This is a genomic window from Acidianus sp. HS-5, assembly GCF_021655615.1.
Lineage (GTDB): Archaea > Thermoproteota > Thermoprotei_A > Sulfolobales > Sulfolobaceae > Acidianus.
Genome location: NZ_AP025245.1, coordinates 852966 through 870087 on the forward strand (window position 1 = coordinate 852966; position 17122 = coordinate 870087).

17 protein-coding genes are annotated in these 17122 nt (G+C 35.5%); 6 read left to right on the forward strand and 11 right to left on the reverse strand.

The window, feature by feature from the left end; all coding sequences use genetic code 11:
* Positions 1-19 precede the first annotated feature (19 nt).
* The 3 genes from HS5_RS04540 to HS5_RS04550 are packed head-to-tail and all read left to right on the forward strand — an operon-like array spanning position 20 to position 2947.
* Positions 20-1162 (forward strand): DUF763 domain-containing protein, encoded by a 1143-nt coding sequence (locus HS5_RS04540; RefSeq protein WP_236752981.1) that lies wholly within the window; start codon positions 20-22, stop codon positions 1160-1162.
* The gene (locus tag HS5_RS04545; RefSeq protein WP_236752982.1) at positions 1140-2255 is read left to right on the forward strand and encodes a citrate synthase/methylcitrate synthase; all 1116 of its coding nucleotides are present in this window, start codon (positions 1140-1142) and stop codon (positions 2253-2255) included. Before HS5_RS04540 ends, HS5_RS04545 begins: the two co-directional genes overlap by 23 nt.
* A gap of 32 nt (positions 2256-2287) precedes the next feature.
* Entirely contained in the window at positions 2288-2947 is a 660-nt protein-coding gene (locus tag HS5_RS04550; RefSeq protein WP_236752983.1) for a DUF47 family protein, read from the forward strand.
* Here the strand turns inward: HS5_RS04550 and HS5_RS04555 are convergent.
* Positions 2936-3901, reverse strand: coding sequence for an inorganic phosphate transporter (locus HS5_RS04555; RefSeq protein ID WP_236752984.1), 966 nt, complete (start codon positions 3899-3901; stop codon positions 2936-2938). The two genes, HS5_RS04550 and HS5_RS04555, sit on opposite strands and share 12 nt — an antisense overlap.
* Positions 3888-4097, reverse strand: coding sequence for a ribbon-helix-helix domain-containing protein (locus HS5_RS04560; RefSeq protein WP_236752985.1), 210 nt, complete (start codon positions 4095-4097; stop codon positions 3888-3890). Before HS5_RS04560 ends, HS5_RS04555 begins: the two co-directional genes overlap by 14 nt.
* Positions 4098-4201: 104 nt before the next feature.
* Between HS5_RS04560 and hel308 the strand changes: the two genes are divergently transcribed.
* Positions 4202-6316 (forward strand): ATP-dependent DNA helicase Hel308, encoded by a 2115-nt coding sequence (hel308, locus tag HS5_RS04565; protein WP_236752986.1) that lies wholly within the window; start codon positions 4202-4204, stop codon positions 6314-6316.
* Positions 6276-6452 (forward strand): hypothetical protein, encoded by a 177-nt coding sequence (locus tag HS5_RS04570; RefSeq protein ID WP_236752987.1) that lies wholly within the window; start codon positions 6276-6278, stop codon positions 6450-6452. Before hel308 ends, HS5_RS04570 begins: the two co-directional genes overlap by 41 nt.
* On the opposite strand, the gene HS5_RS04575 is transcribed toward HS5_RS04570, so the two are convergent.
* From HS5_RS04575 to HS5_RS04595, 5 genes are all read right to left on the reverse strand, one after another.
* The gene (locus tag HS5_RS04575) at positions 6449-8017 is read right to left on the reverse strand and encodes an acyl-CoA carboxylase subunit beta (RefSeq protein WP_236752988.1); all 1569 of its coding nucleotides are present in this window, start codon (positions 8015-8017) and stop codon (positions 6449-6451) included. The genes HS5_RS04570 and HS5_RS04575 overlap by 4 nt on opposite strands.
* A gap of 34 nt (positions 8018-8051) precedes the next feature.
* The gene (locus HS5_RS04580) at positions 8052-8555 is read right to left on the reverse strand and encodes a biotin/lipoyl-containing protein (protein ID WP_236752989.1); all 504 of its coding nucleotides are present in this window, start codon (positions 8553-8555) and stop codon (positions 8052-8054) included.
* Positions 8555-10087, reverse strand: a complete 1533-nt coding sequence (locus HS5_RS04585; protein WP_236752990.1) for a biotin carboxylase N-terminal domain-containing protein — start codon at positions 10085-10087, stop codon at positions 8555-8557. Before HS5_RS04585 ends, HS5_RS04580 begins: the two co-directional genes overlap by 1 nt.
* Before the next feature lie 188 nt (positions 10088-10275).
* Positions 10276-11910, reverse strand: a complete 1635-nt coding sequence (locus tag HS5_RS04590) for an ABC transporter permease subunit (protein ID WP_236752991.1) — start codon at positions 11908-11910, stop codon at positions 10276-10278.
* Positions 11903-12619, reverse strand: a complete 717-nt coding sequence (locus HS5_RS04595; protein WP_236753464.1) for an ABC transporter ATP-binding protein — start codon at positions 12617-12619, stop codon at positions 11903-11905. Before HS5_RS04595 ends, HS5_RS04590 begins: the two co-directional genes overlap by 8 nt.
* 137 nt (positions 12620-12756) lie before the next feature.
* On the opposite strand from HS5_RS04595, the gene HS5_RS04600 reads away from it, so the two are divergent.
* A complete protein-coding gene (locus HS5_RS04600; RefSeq protein WP_236752992.1) occupies positions 12757-13119 on the forward strand; it encodes a thioesterase family protein in 363 nt (120 codons plus the stop codon).
* Here HS5_RS04600 and HS5_RS04605 read toward each other — a convergent pair.
* Genes HS5_RS04605 through HS5_RS04620 form a run of 4 tightly spaced genes read right to left on the reverse strand, consistent with a single transcriptional unit; the run spans position 13100 to position 17121 of the window.
* Positions 13100-15070, reverse strand: coding sequence for a DEAD/DEAH box helicase (locus HS5_RS04605; protein ID WP_236752993.1), 1971 nt, complete (start codon positions 15068-15070; stop codon positions 13100-13102). The two genes, HS5_RS04600 and HS5_RS04605, sit on opposite strands and share 20 nt — an antisense overlap.
* Before the next feature lie 28 nt (positions 15071-15098).
* Complete coding sequence (locus HS5_RS04610) at positions 15099-15428, reverse strand: DsrE family protein (RefSeq protein ID WP_236752994.1); 330 nt, start codon at positions 15426-15428, stop codon at positions 15099-15101.
* A gap of 23 nt (positions 15429-15451) precedes the next feature.
* A complete protein-coding gene (locus HS5_RS04615) occupies positions 15452-16285 on the reverse strand; it encodes a hypothetical protein (RefSeq protein ID WP_236752995.1) in 834 nt (277 codons plus the stop codon).
* The gene (locus HS5_RS04620) at positions 16282-17121 is read right to left on the reverse strand and encodes an ATP-binding cassette domain-containing protein (RefSeq protein ID WP_236752996.1); all 840 of its coding nucleotides are present in this window, start codon (positions 17119-17121) and stop codon (positions 16282-16284) included. The genes HS5_RS04615 and HS5_RS04620 overlap by 4 nt, the downstream gene beginning before the upstream one ends.
* Position 17122 lies beyond the last annotated feature (1 nt).

Sequence of the window (17122 nt, forward strand, 5' to 3'; positions counted from 1 at the left end):
TTAACAATTTTATTAATATATGGAAATAGAAGGTATAGCAGATTTACCTTTGCACACAGGCCATGTACCTCCTTGGCTAGTACCTATAATGAGGAAACTATCTAGATCAATTTTAGATATAATGCTTATAGAATGGGGACCTCAGAAAGTCGTGGAAAGACTTTCAAATCCACTTTGGTTTCAGGCTTTTAATAACGTAATAGGCATGGATTGGGATTCCTCAGGGTCAACTACTGTTACGCTTGGAATACTGAAGGATGTTGTTAATCCTAAAGTTGATGGTATTGCGATACTTGGAGGAAAAGGTAAGAATGCGTTAAAAGTTCCATATGAGCTTCACTCTTTAAGCTTTAATATAGATGCAGATAAGCTCGCTGACGTAAGTAGGTTAGTTGCTAAAGTCGATACTACATTAGTCCAAGATGGACATCAGCTTTATCATCACTCAATGCTTGTTACGGAAAATGGATACTGGGCAATAATACAGCAGGGAATGAATGAGGAAACTAAGTTCGCTAGAAGGTATCACTGGAAGAATACACAAAATTTTGTTGTAGAGCCTCAAGAAGCGATAGCAGGTAAGAAAGGAATTGCAGTTAATATAATAGAGAAGGACAGAGAAAACACTAGAAGACTAGTTTTAGACTTGCTTAGGCAAGATCCTAGGAAAATTATAAATGAATTGCAAAAAGCTAAGGCAGAACTAAAGGGACAATCCACTATAGAGAGCTGGATTAACGGTGCGTCTTTTGTAGGAATGTCCAAGGAGGCAAAGATCATTTACATGAGACCTTTAGATGAGAGGAAAATTAAGCCTGTTCTAGATAAGCTGTATGAATCAAACCCAGAAAATTTAGAGGAAGCAATGCTTGAAGGATTAGGTCCTTCAACTGCTAAAGCACTTTATTTAATTTCTGATCTAATTTACAATGAGCCACCTTCATACAACGATCCAGTAAATACTCCTTATGACCCTTTTAAATATGCTTATGCAATAGGAGGTAAGGACGGAATTCCATATCCAGTAAATAGGAGAGTCGCAGAAGAAGTCATAGTGACCCTTGAGGACATAATACAGAAAGCTAAATTAGAGAGTAATGAAAAGAAATTCTCATTAAATAAATTGAGGGGTTTAAACGTTGGAATTAAGGAAAGGTCTTGAAGATACAGCAATAAAGGAAACAGAAATAACTTATATTGACGGAGTTCTAGGAAGGCTGTACTATAGAGGTTACTCAATTTACGATTTAGCAGAATTCTCAAACTTTGAGGAGACTGCTTATTTGATCTGGTTCGGAAAATTACCTAATAGAAAGGAACTCCAAGGAATAAAGGAAAGCCTCGCTGAAGAAAGGGAAATTCCAGAGTATATTACAGAGTTTATAAAAAATGTTAGGAAAGATGCTAATCCTATGGATGTGTTAAGAACTGCAGTAAGTATGCTTGGGATAGAAGATAAGACTAATGAAGAACTCTGGAGGAAGGCTGTAAAGCTAACTGCTAAGATACCAACAATTATTTCATATTTTGATAGGATTAGAAAAGGGCTAGACATTATACATCCTGATCCTTCACTTTCTCACGCTGAAAACTTCCTTTATATGATGAGAGGAGAAAAACCTAGTGCTACAGATTCAAGAACAATGGACGTAGCAATGATTTTGCACATAGATCACGAAATGAACGCATCTACCTTCGCTTGCTTGGTAGTAGCTTCAACGCTTTCAGATCTTTATTCAGCTGTAACTGCAGGAATATCCGCATTAAAAGGACCTTTACACGGGGGAGCAAACGCAGAGGCTCTAAAGCAATTCATGGAAATAGGCAACAAGGATAAGGTAGAGGAATACATCCTTAAAAAACTTGAGTCTGGACAAAGGATAATGGGTTTCGGACATCGAATATACAAGGCTTACGATCCAAGGGCTAAAATCCTTAAGGAATACGCCAGGGCTTTAGCCAAGGAAAAGGGTAATACCGAACTTTTTGAGATTGCAGATAAAGTCGATGAGATAGGTTGTAAAATCCTTGGTAGGAAAAATATTTATCCTAACGTTGACTTTTATGCGGGATTAACGTTTTACTTCCTAGGTTTTGATCCAGATCTGTTTCCTACTGTTTTTGCTTCGTCTAGGATTGTAGGTTGGACTGCACACGTAATGGAGTACTTAAAGGATAATAAGCTGATTAGGCCTAAAGCCATATATAAGGGAGAAATAGGTAGAAAATACATTAGTATTGATAATAGAGAATAGCCTTTTTAACTCATCTTAACATATTCTAAGAGATGCTTAAATTCAGTATAAATAAAGAAGAATTACTCTTCTCAAAACTTTTGGATATAGCTGAGAATATAAAAGATTCCACGTCTATGTTAAATTCTGTTTATTTGGACATTTTTAATAGTAATTATAACGATGCTACTACATTGGTTGTAAAAATTAAGGGGGTATATGAAAGAATAGGATTAATAAGAGAAGATATTATTTCTATGCTTTACGGAGAAGCTTTCCTGCCGGATTTTAAAGAATCAATGCTTACATTGACTCAATCATTATACGAAGTAATGAAGTCGATAAAAGACGCTGGAAGAGCTATAACTTCGAGAAAACCTGATGAAAAACTTTGTAGTACTTTACAGACTAATTTTATATCATATTTGTCCTTAATACAAGACGGAGCTGAAAAACTCGTTTTAATGATTTCTTTGTTAAAAAACGATATAAAAGAGGCAATTAGAGTCGGTAAAGAAATCCAAGTTATTGAAAGAAACGGTGACGATATAAAAGATTTGATGATACAGAGACTCTATGAGAATGAAAAAGAGTCGGATATCATTAGTGTGTTACAGCTTAAAGACGCAATAACTTTCCTTGACGACATCTTAGATGGAATGGAAGATTCTACATTAAGCGTTGAAACACTTTATGCTACCCTAAAATCCTAATATACTTTTTACTACCCCAAAAGCCGCAAGAGAAGAAATTATTGCAACTAAAGGAGAAATTCCCCATCCTCTAGCAACTTGAGAGAGTTGTTTCTTTACATCGTAGCCAAAACTCCTAAAACTTAAACCGATTATCCCTCCCATCGTAGTCTGCGTTATAGAAATCGGGACTCCAAGCAGTGTGAAAATCTCAGATATAATATCGCTTCCCACTAAAGCAGATGTAGCGCTTATATACCCAAGTCTTGTAACTCTAAAGCCTACCACTATCGAAGCCTTTTTCGAGCTTAAATAGATTCCTAGTGCTGAGGCAATACCGTAAGTTGGTGCGACTAGATAGAATGGTGCAGATAATAAGCCTGCTGAAACTATTATTCCTATGGCATTTGCTCCAGTTACGAATGTAGTAAAAATAGAGGAAAATATTATAAGAAATTTATAAATTCTAATTTCAGAGAATAAATCCTTTCTTTTTACTGTTATCTTTTTGATTACTAAATAAAGAGCTATAGAAGATATTATAGCTAAAATCGGAGAAAAACCCCAGGAAGACACTGTGAACCAGAACTTTACCCAATTAAAGCCTAGGTTCCCTCTCGAGATTAAGACCAAAATAGCCATTGAAGGATAAAGCATTTGACTTAAAGAAGATGGTATACCAAGTTTATTTAAATAATAAAAAGCTACGACGGAAGCAAAAAGAACTGAAAAAACTGCTGACTCTAAGATAACCAGATTTTTAGAAAATATTGTACCGTAAATACTGCTCTGCATTGAATAACTACCTAAAGCTACACCCACAAATATTGTCAATGCACTTATTAAATACGAATATTTTCTCTTTAATGCATTAGTTGATATCAATATTCCTAAAGAAGTTGCGGAATTGTTACCGCCTACAATAAAGGAAGAAATTAAACCCAAAAGAAATATAGCATATTCAAGAATTTCCATCTCTTTTACCTTCTAAATAGGAAATATATTCTAATATTGCGTCTCTTATTAGATCACTTCGATTACTATAACCTAAATTTTTTACTGCCTCATCCACTTGTTTCAGAAGTTCTTCCTCCAATTTAAAGGAGATTGTTAAAGTTTCGTTCATTTCTACTTCGAACATACCATCGCCAACTTTTTTAACTTGCTCCATCGGCATTACCAAAATTAATTAGTAGAGTAATTGATAAAGCTTTCTTATACATCTTTTCTAGTCCTAATTCTTATAAACCTTAGAATACAATTTACTTAAGATTCATGGAATTCACACCCATAGACAAGCTTGACCTGAATGAAAAAATAATTAAAATCATAAAGAGGAAAGGAATAGAAAAATTGAACCCAGTCCAAACTGATGCTGTAAACAGCGGCCTACTAGAAGGAAAAAGACTACTAATAACTTCCCCAACAGGCTCAGGAAAAACTTTGATAGCCGAACTAGGAATAATATCTCATTTACTCTCTAAAGGAGGTAAGGCAGTATACATAACACCACTAAGGGCTTTGACTTCAGAGAAATATACTGAACTAAAGGATTGGGAAGAACTGGGATTTAAAGTAGGAATGACTTCAGGAGACTACGATAGTAACGATGCTTGGTTAAAAAATTACGATATAATAGTATCAACTTATGAAAAAATAGACTCATTATGGAGGCATAATCCATCTTGGTTAAATGAAGTTGATTACTTCGTGTTAGACGAATTTCACTATTTAAACGATGAGGATAGGGGACCCGTAGTAGAAAGCGTAGCAATAAGAGCAAAGAGAAAGAACTTACTAGCACTAAGTGCCACAATAAGTAATTATGAAAAAATTGCCAACTGGCTAAACGCTATTCCGGTAATAACAAATTGGAGACCCGTACCTTTGAGAGAAGGAGTTATAGTTGAAGGAAGAAAAAGCTACCAAGTAATGTTTCAAGATGAAACAATAGAAATCAAAGGAAATGACCCAATAATTGCTTACACTCTTTACGTAATTGAACATGGAGGACAAGTTTTAGTCTTCAGGAATTCAAGAAAAATGGCTGAAAGCACTGCAAAGAAGATCTCATCATCAATGGGATTATTGTCCTTATCCGACAAGGAACTGCTTAAGATCGGAGAAGAAATAAAAGATGTTGAAGATGCAGGAAGTGATGAAAAAGAAGAACTTTACGAATTAGCTATTAAAGGAGTTGCTTTCCATCACGCTGGGCTTTCAAGAGGGTTAAGAGAAGTAATAGAAAAGGCTTTCAGAGAAAGGAAGATTAAAGCAATAGTAGCTACACCAACTTTGGCTGCAGGAGTTAACTTACCTGCAAGAGCTGTAATAATAGGAGATTTTCATAGGTATAATAGGAAAATACTGGGATATCAAGAGGAAATTCCAATAATGGAGTATAAACAAATGGCAGGAAGGGCAGGAAGACCAGGGTTTGACAAGGAAGGAGAAGCTGTAATTGTAGTAAGAAACAAAAAAGAAGCTGAAAAAGTATTTAAAAAATACATTTTATCTCCACCCGAGCCCATAGAGTCAAGACTTGGAAACGAGTCTGCATTTTACACTTTTCTGCTAGGAATAGTTTCGTCAGAAAAGAAGATCTCTGAGGACGATTTAAAAGATTATTCAATGGATACTTTACTTGATAGAGAAGTTGTTGAAAATTATGTGAAAAGAGGGATAAACTGGCTAAGGGATAACGAATTTATTGCAGGAGATGATGAACTAGTACTGACAAAATTCGGCAAAAGAGTTGCAGATCTTTACATTAATCCTTTTACGGCAAAGGTATTTAAGGATTACTTAACTAAGAACGAGAAAAGTTGTAATATTGCATATTTACACTTAGTAGCTTATACTCCAGATGGGCCTACAGTTTCAGTAACGAGAAGCGAGAGCGAAGAATTAGTCGATGAAGCTCCTTGTCCACTATTCGTGGAAGAACCTGATGATGAAGATGAGTTCTACAATTACGTTTCAGCACTTAAAGTTGCGATGATAATAAACGATTGGATTGAGGAAGTTGACGAAGACGTTATATTAGGTAGATACGGAATTGGTTCTGGAGACCTTAGAAGTATAGTGGATACTATGGATTGGCTAACGTATAGTGGGTATAACGTTGCTAGAGTTCTTGAGCTAACAGAGCATTACGATGCACTTCATACTTTAAATCTGAGAGTTAAGGATGGAGTAAAAGAAGAATTACTTGACCTTGTTAAGATTCAAGGAGTAGGAAGGAAAAGAGCTAGAATGCTCTATAATCACGGAATAAAGAAGCCGGAAGATATAGTAATGAATGTTGAAAAGGTTAAGTCATTACTAGGTCAGAAAATAGGTGAAAAAGTTGCAAAGGAAGCTGCAAGACTTATTGCTGGAGCTACTTAAGGCTAAAGAAGGAGAAGAAATAGAGGTTATTGAAGACGAAGAAACTTTAAGAAAATTTAGAATCATTCTCCTCTCCTTAAACCAAGAGATTATACTTACAGAGAAAAATAGATTAATCTACAGAAAAAGAGTTTAAAGAGGTATATTCCCATGCTTCTTAGGATATCTGTATTCTCTCTTATTCCTCAACATTTCCAATGCGGAAACTATTACCCTTCTACTGTCCTTAGGTTCAATAACATCGTCTATTAATCCTTTCTCTGCAGCCCAATAAGGATTGGCAAACAGCTTTTTGTACTCTGCAATTTTCTGCTTTATGAAATCATCAGGATTACTTGAAGCTTGAATCTCCTTCTTATACAAGATCCTTACTGCACCTTCCGGTCCGGTTACTGCAATTTCTGCAGTAGGCCACGCGTAAACTAAGTCGGCTCCTAAACTCTTTATGCTCATGGCTATGTGAGCTCCTCCGTAAGATTTCCTTATTATAACGGTGACTTTAGGTACTGTAGCTTCAGCAAAGGCATAAAGCATCTTTGCACCATGTCTTATTATTCCTTTATATTCTTGATCAGTGCCTGGAATATAACCTGGAGTATCTACAAGGCTCACCAAAGGTATATTAAATGCGTCACAGAACCTTATGAACCTAGCCGCCTTATCTGCGGCATCAATGTCTATTGCTGCACCCATATATTGAGAGTTGTTAGCAACTATTCCTACTACGTTTCCTGCAATTCTCCCAAAGCCTACAACAATATTTTGAGCCCAGTGCTTATGAACTTCGAGGAATTCTCCGTTATCGACAATTCTATATATTACCTCTTTCATGTCAAATGGCTTTGCTGAATCAGTAGGAACTATTTGTTCTACGTCTTTAACGTCTCTATCAGCAGGATCTCCAGTATCCATAAAAGGAGGCTCTTCCATGTTATTTGAAGGTAAGTAAGAGAGCAACCTTTTTGTAATGTTTATCGCGTCTTGTTCGTTCTCGGCTAGGAAATGTACTACTCCTGACTTAGTTGAGTGAATAACTGCTCCTCCCAAATCTTGGAAAGTAACTTCTTCTCCTAGCACCACTTTAGTTATTTCCGGTCCAGTAACGAACATGTAGTAAGCGTCTCCTTTAATCATGATTAAGAAATCAGTTAAAGCAGGAGAATATACTGCTCCTCCCGCTGCAGGCCCTGCCATTATAGTAATCTGCGGAACTACTCCAGAAGCCATTACGTTCCATTTAAATACTTGACCATAACCTTCAAGCGATACAGCACCTTCTTGAATTCTTGCTCCACCAGAGTCGTTAATTCCCACAACTGGTGCACCTACCTTCAGCGCCAGTTCGTAAACTTTTCCTATCTTATTTGCGTGTGTTTCTCCTAAAGTTCCGCCTAACTCGGTAAAGTCTTGGGAATAAGCGAAAACAGTTCTTCCGTCTACTTTACCCCAGCCAGTTACAACACCGTCTCCATACATTTTCATCTTATCTAATCCGAACTCTGTAGCTCTGGTAGTGGCAAATGTCATTACCTCGCTGAAAGAACCTTCATCGAATAGTAATGCTAATCTTTCCCTAGCAGTTAGCTTACCTTTACTATGCTGAGTTTTTATCTTATCTTCTCCTCCACCTTCATATGCCTTTTGTTTCATATTTTTTAATTCTTGAATTAATTTATCTATAGTTTTTTCTTCTTGAGACATGTGTATACCACCTCGAGACATGAGAAGAAAAACATTATTTAATAATTACGAGAGTATCTCCTTTCTTTACTCCCTGACCTTGCTTAACCAGTACCTTCTCAATAACTCCTGCAACTGGAGCAGAGATTATAGTCTCAGACTTCATTGCCTCAACAGATAGTAATGGTTGACCTTTATTTACAGCATCTCCTTCTTTAATCCTTATGCTCACGACTCTACCCTGCAAAGGCGAAATTACCTCTCCTTCCCTTCCTTTGATCATTTCCTCTACTGATTCCCCTTCTTTCGTTGGTAATTCAGTAGCTCTCTCTAACTTAAATACACTAGCGTTATCAACAAATATGTAACCACTGTCAACAAATACTTGATGGATTTCTCCATTAACTTTGAATAAATACTCGTTTTCCCTAGTTCCCTTTCCTAAATACTCTATGTTGAACTCATTACTTTCAGTCTTTATTTTATCTACATTGTTCTTATTGTCTACAGCTAGTAAATACGTGTCTCCAGTTTCGGAATAAACTCTGTATAACTTCATTACCACATCACCCTAGAAGAGGACTGGGAAATCAAACCGTAAGATTTCCACGCTGACTTAGGTTGTCTTTGAGAATTCGTTAGTGTATTAGCTCCTTGTCTATTTAATCCCCTGCTCTGGATTTCCAAAGCTAAAGCCGCTCTTAACTCTTCTTGTTCTCTCAAATATTTGTTAAATTGTTCGGTTTTCTGTGCAATATACGATGTAGAGAACTTAGCTTCTTGGAAGTCTGGATCCCTCATAATCCACTTATATAATTCTATTGTAGTCTTTATTCCACCTATTTTATAATCGTTTAAGGCCCTTATTCCAGCTTGGATTGCGTATGCTCTGCTTTCGCCGTACACAATAAGCTTAGACACTAAAGAATCATAAAATGGTGGAACCCAGCTTCCTGACTCAACGCCACTGTCTACTCTAACTCCAGGGCCTGTGGGTTCCTTATAATAAGTAACATATCCAGAACTGCCCGTGAAATTGTTCAAAGCATCTTCAGCGTTTATTCTATATTCTATCGCAGAGCCTCTAACTCTCCTATTAAGTTCCTCTTGTGTAAATGGTAAATGTTCTCCTGCCGCTATATTGATTTGAAGTTTAACTAAATCTATTCTGAAAATTAATTCAGTAGTTGGGTGCTCTACTTGTAATCTCTTATTTAATTCTAGGAAGTAAAAATCTCTAGTAGCGTCAGAAAATGCAGTTTCAAAAGTACCCATAGTGAAATAATTTATTATTTGACCGAACTTAATTATAGGCTCAAACATCTTTTCTCTTTCTTCCATTTTCAATGCAGGAGAAGGCGCTTCCTCTATTAATTTCTGGTTTCTCCTCTGGATAGTACATTCTCTCTCCCAAGCTACTACGTAATCACCGTATTTATCTCCTATTAACTGGAATTCAATATGTCTAGGATTAACTGCGTATTTCTCTATATATAGGTCTGCTTTACCGAATGCTTGATAAGCTAATCTCTTATTCCTCTCCCACACATCAGTTAATTGATCTGGATTATCAACTCTGGTAATTCCTACTCCTCCACCTCCGCTAGCTGCCTTTACCATTATAGGATAACCTATTTTCTCAGCGAGCTTAAGAGCCTCATCTAGAGAGCTTACCGGGCCGTCGGAACCTGGAGCTATAGGAACTCCAGCCATTTTTGCAACTCTTTTACCGTCTAATTTGTCCTTTATCTTGTTCATAACTTCTGATGATGGGCCGATAAATGTTATCCCTGCCTTCTCTACTGCAGCTGCAAAGTCAGCGTTTTCAGAAAGGAATCCATAGCCAGGATGTACTGCGTCTACATGAGCTTTTTCTGCCGCATCAACTATGTGATCAATATTCAAATAACTATCTAAAGCTGGAGCCTTACCTATGTAGTAAGCTTCATCAGCATATTTAACGTGTAATGCATACTTATCTGCCTCTGAGTAGACTGCAACTGCTTTCATTCCCATTTCTTTTATTGCTTTCATTACTCTGACTGCTATTTCTCCTCTATTAGCAACGAGGACTTTACCAAAAGGAGGCATTTTTAACCATATAATAATGTTTATACGGGTTTAAAAGGTTTTTATTTTAGAAAAATAAACGGATGTTTAATATAAAATATAATGATAAATAAGGAGTAAAAAGTTGATTTTGTTAAGAAACAAAATAAAAAATAAAAATTCAGAGTTCGCGCGTATCTTCACCAATCTGTTCCCGGATTCCACATCATCTATGCTGCATATATTCCCTCTTCTGCTACATATTTATTTCTAGCTAAATCCATCATTTTCCTAGTGAATAACACGGAATATATTACCACAACAATTGCAAATATTAACGAAAGCCAACCGACTAAAGGAAGGTTACCTTGATTATCTGCTAATGCTAAAGCCTTCATTAATCCCGTCTTAACCTCTAGGGTCTGAGACTGATAAATATCTGACCAATATTCTCCTATTGCTAAACCTCCCCAAGCACTGTTTATTGTACTACTTAGACCAGCTATTATATATGGGAATGTGGCTGGTAATATTATTCTCCTCATTTTAGTCCAGAATCCTAACTTTAGATTATCCATTAATTCCCAGTATTCTGATGGAAGGTTCTTTACTCCTATCCAGAAGCTGTAAAATACATAATAGAATGTTGAGACAAAACCTAAAAGTAAAACATAAAACTCGTTAGTAAATGGCCCTAGAACTGAACTTACATATGTGTAAGTAAAACCGTAAAGTAACGGGAAGTATGCAGGTGCAGGAAAGGCTGAGAAAGTCTGTATTATTGGAACGATTACTCTGTCAGCAATAATATGTCTTGCAACATAATATCCTACAAATGCAGCAAATATGAAAGATACTAAGGCAATTATTCCAACTCTCAAATAGTCTACACCTAATTCTATCAAATCCTGAGGTATAGTAGAAATTAAGTAGCTCCACGTTGAAGGCTTAACGGAAACTATTATAGAGAACGCACCGTATAGAATTACAGCTAGGAGAACAATTCCTATCCCTGCAGAAATAATATTAAGTGGAATTCTTTTCTTTTTCTCTTCTTCTTCGTCTTCTGTAACTGTAGTATGCCTTGTAAAGTACGGTGGTTTAGCTAAGTACTTACCCAGTTTGGAAAATACTCCTTTAGAATTGCTTAATCTAGCTGAATATCTTATTCTAAATCTCCCCCTCTTAAAAGAGTTTAACGAGGTCTCGGTATCTAGACCATATTTTTTGACGGAATACTCTGCAAACTCTCTCAATAGGAGAGTTATTGTTGTAGTGAAAATAGCTAAGATTATTAAAGCATAAATCGCATCAGCATAATTTCCTTCTGCTGTATACTGAGCTATTAAAGTTCCTATTCCTGGTACCTGGTAACATTTTGTACCTATGCTAAAAACTTCACTCACAGTGATGTAAAATAAGGCGTCTGCAAAACTGGGAATTAAGTTTGCTGCAATTCTGGGGATTGAAAATGGAATATAAAGCCTTATCATTCTTCCCATAAATCCGAATCTGTAATTCCTTACTACCTCATCCATTTCTGAAGGAACTGTTTTAAATGCTTGATAAATTCCCATCCAAATATTCCAGACAACTGCAGTAAATACTAAAAACAGTACTGCAAGTTCTATTCCTAAACTTCCTCCTATTGTAAATACGAAGAAAATTAAGACTACTGGGAAGAAGGAAATAACGGGGACGGATTCAAAGATTTCCGATAACGAAATATAAATATTCTCAAAAGTTTTACTTTTTATTGCAGCATATCCTAGAAACCATCCTGTTATTATTGATAAAGCTATGTCTATAAAGACTCTGCTTAAAGTTAGGAGGGTATCATAAATTGCAAGCCCTATATCAAGCATTTTCATTACCCCTATTCTTTTGTTCTACGCTCTTCTCCACCGGAGTTAGTAGAGAATAAAGCTGGTCGAGATAAGCTTGAAACTTGTCATCCTTAGGCTTTCTAGGCCTATCGAGTTCTATCTTAACTTCACCTACTACGCTAGCAGGCCTACCGTTCAAAACGTAAACCCTATCTGCCAATTCAATAACTTCATTCAAGTTGTGAGATACTAAAACCGCTGACCTCAAAGATGTATCCTGATTGAACAAAATTGAGTAAATTTCTCTTCTAAGACCTTCAGCAGTTAATTCATCCAAGTGAGCAAAGGGTTCGTCCATTAACAGAACTATTGGGTCTGCTGCTAAAGCTCTGGCTATTGCTACTCTTTGTCGCATTCCTCCACTCATTTGCTTAGGATAAAAATCTTCAAAACCCGAAAGACCAACTAGCTCTAACATTTTCCTAGCTATTTCGTCCTCTTTTTCTTTTGGTAACTTCTTATACTTTAATCCGAGCTTTACGTTTTCCAACGCAGTAAACCAAGGGAAAGTCACGATAGACTGGTGTATCAAAGCTATCTTAGGAGTAGGCTGAGTTATTTTCTTTCCTAATAATCTAACTTCTCCGTGATCGGGCTTAACAAAACCACCCAGAATTCTTAATAAAGTAGATTTTCCTATTCCTGAAGGACCTATTATAGCTATTAATTCATCATCGTAAGTCTCTATGTTAACGTTATCAAAGACTTTATATCCATTAGGGTAAGTATATCCTATGTCTATTCCCTCTAGGATTCTTCCAACTGTATTCCCTCCAAGATGAGATAAACGCAAATTCTTATAAGCTTTTCCTTAATATTTTCCTTATGGAATTTTTAGAGAAAAAATTCATAGTAAAACCCGAGTATTCCGCATCTAAGGTTTCTAGCGGTGCAGTAGACGTTCTATCAACACCTTGCTTAATAGCTTTCACGGAAGACGTATCTTTCACTCTACTCCAAGAGAAACTTAAAGATGGTCTAACGAGCGTAGGCTATCACGTTGATGTAAAACATTTGGCTCCGGCTCCCATAGGAGCAGAAGTAATAGTCAGATCAAGTATAATAAAGGAAGAAGGTAAAAAGGTCACTTTCAGAGTTGAGGCGTTTTACAAAGATAAAAAGATAGCCGAAGGAATACACGAGAGGGTAATAGTAAACAAGGAAGAGTTCATGAAAAGGGTTGGATAAAATACATTGTTTTTTTCTTACCATCTTTTTCCTTCATTACTCTCTTCTCAACTATGCCCATGGAAATAAGCCTATCAAGAATATCTCCATCAGCTTTACTTCCGTCAAATTCTTTCCCATAATATTTTGTTACGATTCTTGCCATCTCGTATACATCGAGGTTTTCACTGTATATTCTCCTACAGATTCCTGCAGGATCATAACCTCTTTCTTTAATTAATATCTTAAGCTGAGGCGTAAATATCTTTATGCAAAGTTCATTTTCATCCTTTATCTTCTTCTCAAGCAATCTCATTACTGTACCTCTATCTAAACCTAATTTAGCTAACCTAACTCCTTCAAATGGAACTCCATATTTTATTTGATAATACAGTTTTAACGCTTCCTTAGATTCGTCGTTTTTACTTAGGGCTTTTAATACTCTATATAAAGCAAAGGAAATCCACCTAGCGTTACTTATTACCTCATTAATGTCCTTGGCAGACAAATTTTTACATAGAGAAGAGAAGTCCTCTCCTTCGCTCCACTTCTTCAATAGTTCCCTTCCGCATTTGCAACCTCTAAGCTCTTGGGCTACTGCATTCGATGAAACCACAGTAGTTAATAGGTCAGATGAAATTATTTGAAATCCTTTTAAGAGGTTAATATCAATATAACTTAAAGAAACGGCTTTACCTAAAGGCGTTAAAAATATTCCTTCATTTTCCTCGATCAAGTTAACTTCCTTTAGTGTACTTAAACTTTTATCGAACTCCTCGTCTCCTACCTTACTGAACTTTAAGCTTCCTTTTAAAATCTCAAGGAGATCATCCTTAGTGTATCCTTCCCTCCAAGAAATTACTCCTAACGACAAGTCATCTAATGAGTAAGTATTCTTTTCTTCATCGTAGGAAGAAGAGAAATATTTCTTCTTTAATTCCTCTGCCTTTCTCATTGAGGTTGAAATAATTATACTCATTCCTTCCTTGTCAAACCCTGGTCTTCCTGCTCTCCCTGCCATTTGTTTAAATTCCATTAAGTTTAAATCCCTCCATCCTTTCAAGTTACCATTCTCGTCTGACTCAGGTAGTACAGTATCGTAAAAGATAGTAGCATAAACCGGCAAATTTACTCCTTGGCCTAGTGCAGTAGTAGAAACTACTACGTTTATTTCTCCTTTCTTTAGCATCTCAACTATCTCTCTTCTGTCTTCTAAAGGAATACCGCTATGATAATGAGAAGCATTGAAACCAAATTTTCTTAAGGTTTCAGCTAGGTTTTCTGTAGATTTCCTGCTCCTGACGAAAACTAATGCGTTCTTTCCTTGTTTAATTATGTATTTTAACGTAGGGACTAGAATTTCAAGTTTTTCACTCCTTATTCCGTTCAGCGGTTCTAAAGGTATTGTAAAATCATTATCGTAACACCTTATTACGTAAGGATAAGCAATGCATTCATGGAGAGGAACAGCTCTTTTATTATATTCTATTACTTCAGATTTTAGCCAATCTGTGTATTTTTTTATGTTTGGCAAAGTTGCACTTAAGCCTATGATTTGGACGTTGTTCCTCTTTGCCCAGAGTACTATATTCTCTATTGCTAATCCTCTATCGCTTTCTACATTATGTAACTCATCGATTACTATTACTTCAACTTTTCTCAACCAACTGTATTTATGCCTTATAGAACTGTCAAATTTCTCATAAGTTGAAAGTAAAGTTTTGCTTTTAAAATTCCTGAGATCATCTTCATAAACGTCTGAATCTACATATTTAGTATCTCTCTTATCCCTTATGTCGTCATAAACTTCTCTAGATAATGCCTTTAACGGTGAAACGTAAACTGAAATTCCTTTAGTATTAAGAAGTATTTCCTTAGCTAAGTAAGTTTTCCCAGAACCTGTAGGTGCTGAAATTAGAAAATTCTTCCCTTCTTCGTATTTTTCCTCGAATATCTTCTGTAGTTCGTTCACTTCATTACGTATATTGATAAGGAAAAAATTAAAGGCTTAGGTATATCCAGCCTTCCGCTTGTTTTCTTACAATCTCTCCTACTCCTGCAGTAACTATCGAAATACCTTTTATTAGCGACTCAACTTTAAGGTTAAGTGCATTAATACTGTTCATGCAACCTACAACATTGATTCCTGAAGTTATCATTTTTTCAACATAATCCTCGTTTGGATTTCCTTTAACTAAAGCCCTTATAGCAGATTGGTGAAAAACCACTTCTATTTGAACGTCTTTTAAATCGTTGTATAAATTTATAACAGATTTTATTGCTTGAGGAACTCTTTCTTCATCCTTTACTTGAACTATAACTTTATACATGGTTTAAGGTTGTTAAAAATGGTTTAAAGGCCTTTTTCATAGTACCAGCAGGATACTCTATTTCTTTTAACTATGAACATCGGAGGATCTTGTAACCTACATTTAATTGAAAGAGATTTTTCCTTCTGCATTAAATCACAGTAATCGTGAAATGGACATCCGTGATCTGAAGGACTTCCTATTTCTCTTACAGGAATTTTTTCTCCTCTTCTCCCTACTGTTATTTTGGAATTCAATAACGAAAGTGAATAAGGGTGAAATAACTCTTTGCTATCGCCTTCCTCTATAATCTTACCTCCGTAAATAACGTAAATTCTTTTACAAATCTCAAGATTTTTTGTAGAGCCAGAGAATAGGAGTAGGTCACCCTTGATTAATTCTACAATTTTTATTAGATTTTTTAACGCTTTATATTTTAATTGTTCCTCCATTAACTCCAGAAAATCCTCTGCAATTACAAAGTAAGTTTTACCTATAAGTATTGAAGATAAATATAGGTTGAAAAGCTCATATTCGGATAGAGAATTTCCATTTCTTATATTAAGAATATTAAGTAAGTTTTCTGGTTCTACGTTTCCTCCGAAATTTTTCATTAAAATTTTGATGAAAGTTAACGAATCTATCTTTGGTCTTTCCAATTCTCTCGGTATAACTCTAATATAATTTCTTGCTTGTTTTTTATCAATTTCTACCTCTTTGTAAAATTTTATCTCACCAGTGTATTTTTTCTTACCCAATATGGATAAAATTAACGACCTCTTATCTTCGTCCCAATCTCCTAAGACGCAAGTAACACCATCAATTATCATGCTTACTCCTTTCAATTTATCAGTATATATATTGTTAATAATTATCATTTTAACCACGAGTAAAGCAAACATTTTACGTTATTATTACCTACCCTTGTCTCTTCAGGCTCCTTCTCCTTACACTTAGAGGAGGAATACCTGCAGTTTTCACTATAAGGACAACCTTTGCCTAAATGATTAATTGAGATTTCACCCCTTATTAAGTCCAAAGTATAAGGATGATATACTTCATTTATATTAACTCCACGTTCAACTATTTTACCTCTATAAAGGACGACGAATTCATCAGAGATTCTTGAGATTACTGCAGGATCGTTATCTAAAACTATGAATTTTGATGATAAAATACTTTCTAAATCTATTATTGAATTGATTATTACTGCTCTACCATTATCATTGATACCAAACTCTATATCATCAATTAAAACATATTTAGGTTCTAAGAAAGTAGCTAAAGCCAAAGAGACTTTCTTAGCCTCTAAAGGGGTCAATTGGTAAGAGAATTTCTCCAAGATAGATGAGTTAAGTCCTAAAATTTTTATAAATTCTTTTGCAATATCTAAAGAAAAACTGTAATTTCCTATGTTATGAGATACTGCTATTTCAGCAAAATGAGAAGCTATATTATAAATTGGATTAAACATAGAATAAGGATTGTAAAATACTGCTGAAATTTCCTTCCATCTTATGTTATTGGCATTATCTTCTTTAATTTCATTACCATCAAGTAATATCTTACCTTTCTTCGGCTTTTTCAAAAGCAATGAATAAAATATTATTTCCTCCTTACCGCTATCTCTTTGACCCAGTATTCCTAAATTGCTTTCAACTTTTGATGAAAAATCATTAAGTATATCGCCGTAAACACTTACGTACTCTAGCATG

Coding starts and splice junctions, on each gene's coding strand:
- HS5_RS04600 (WP_236752992.1), top strand. CDS start 12,757: ATGGAATTTTTAGAGAAAAAATTCATAGTAAAACCCGAGTATTCCGCA.
- HS5_RS04550 (WP_236752983.1), top strand. CDS start 2,288: ATGCTTAAATTCAGTATAAATAAAGAAGAATTACTCTTCTCAAAACTT.
- HS5_RS04620 (WP_236752996.1), bottom strand. CDS start 17,121: ATGCTAGAGTACGTAAGTGTTTACGGCGATATACTTAATGATTTTTCA.
- HS5_RS04575 (WP_236752988.1), bottom strand. CDS start 8,017: ATGTCTCAAGAAGAAAAAACTATAGATAAATTAATTCAAGAATTAAAA.
- HS5_RS04555 (WP_236752984.1), bottom strand. CDS start 3,901: ATGGAAATTCTTGAATATGCTATATTTCTTTTGGGTTTAATTTCTTCC.
- HS5_RS04610 (WP_236752994.1), bottom strand. CDS start 15,428: ATGTATAAAGTTATAGTTCAAGTAAAGGATGAAGAAAGAGTTCCTCAA.
- HS5_RS04540 (WP_236752981.1), top strand. CDS start 20: ATGGAAATAGAAGGTATAGCAGATTTACCTTTGCACACAGGCCATGTA.
- HS5_RS04560 (WP_236752985.1), bottom strand. CDS start 4,097: ATGGAGCAAGTTAAAAAAGTTGGCGATGGTATGTTCGAAGTAGAAATG.
- HS5_RS04585 (WP_236752990.1), bottom strand. CDS start 10,087: ATGCCTCCTTTTGGTAAAGTCCTCGTTGCTAATAGAGGAGAAATAGCA.
- HS5_RS04580 (WP_236752989.1), bottom strand. CDS start 8,555: ATGAAGTTATACAGAGTTTATTCCGAAACTGGAGACACGTATTTACTA.
- hel308 (WP_236752986.1), top strand. CDS start 4,202: ATGGAATTCACACCCATAGACAAGCTTGACCTGAATGAAAAAATAATT.
- HS5_RS04615 (WP_236752995.1), bottom strand. CDS start 16,285: ATGATAATTATTAACAATATATATACTGATAAATTGAAAGGAGTAAGC.
- HS5_RS04590 (WP_236752991.1), bottom strand. CDS start 11,910: ATGCTTGATATAGGGCTTGCAATTTATGATACCCTCCTAACTTTAAGC.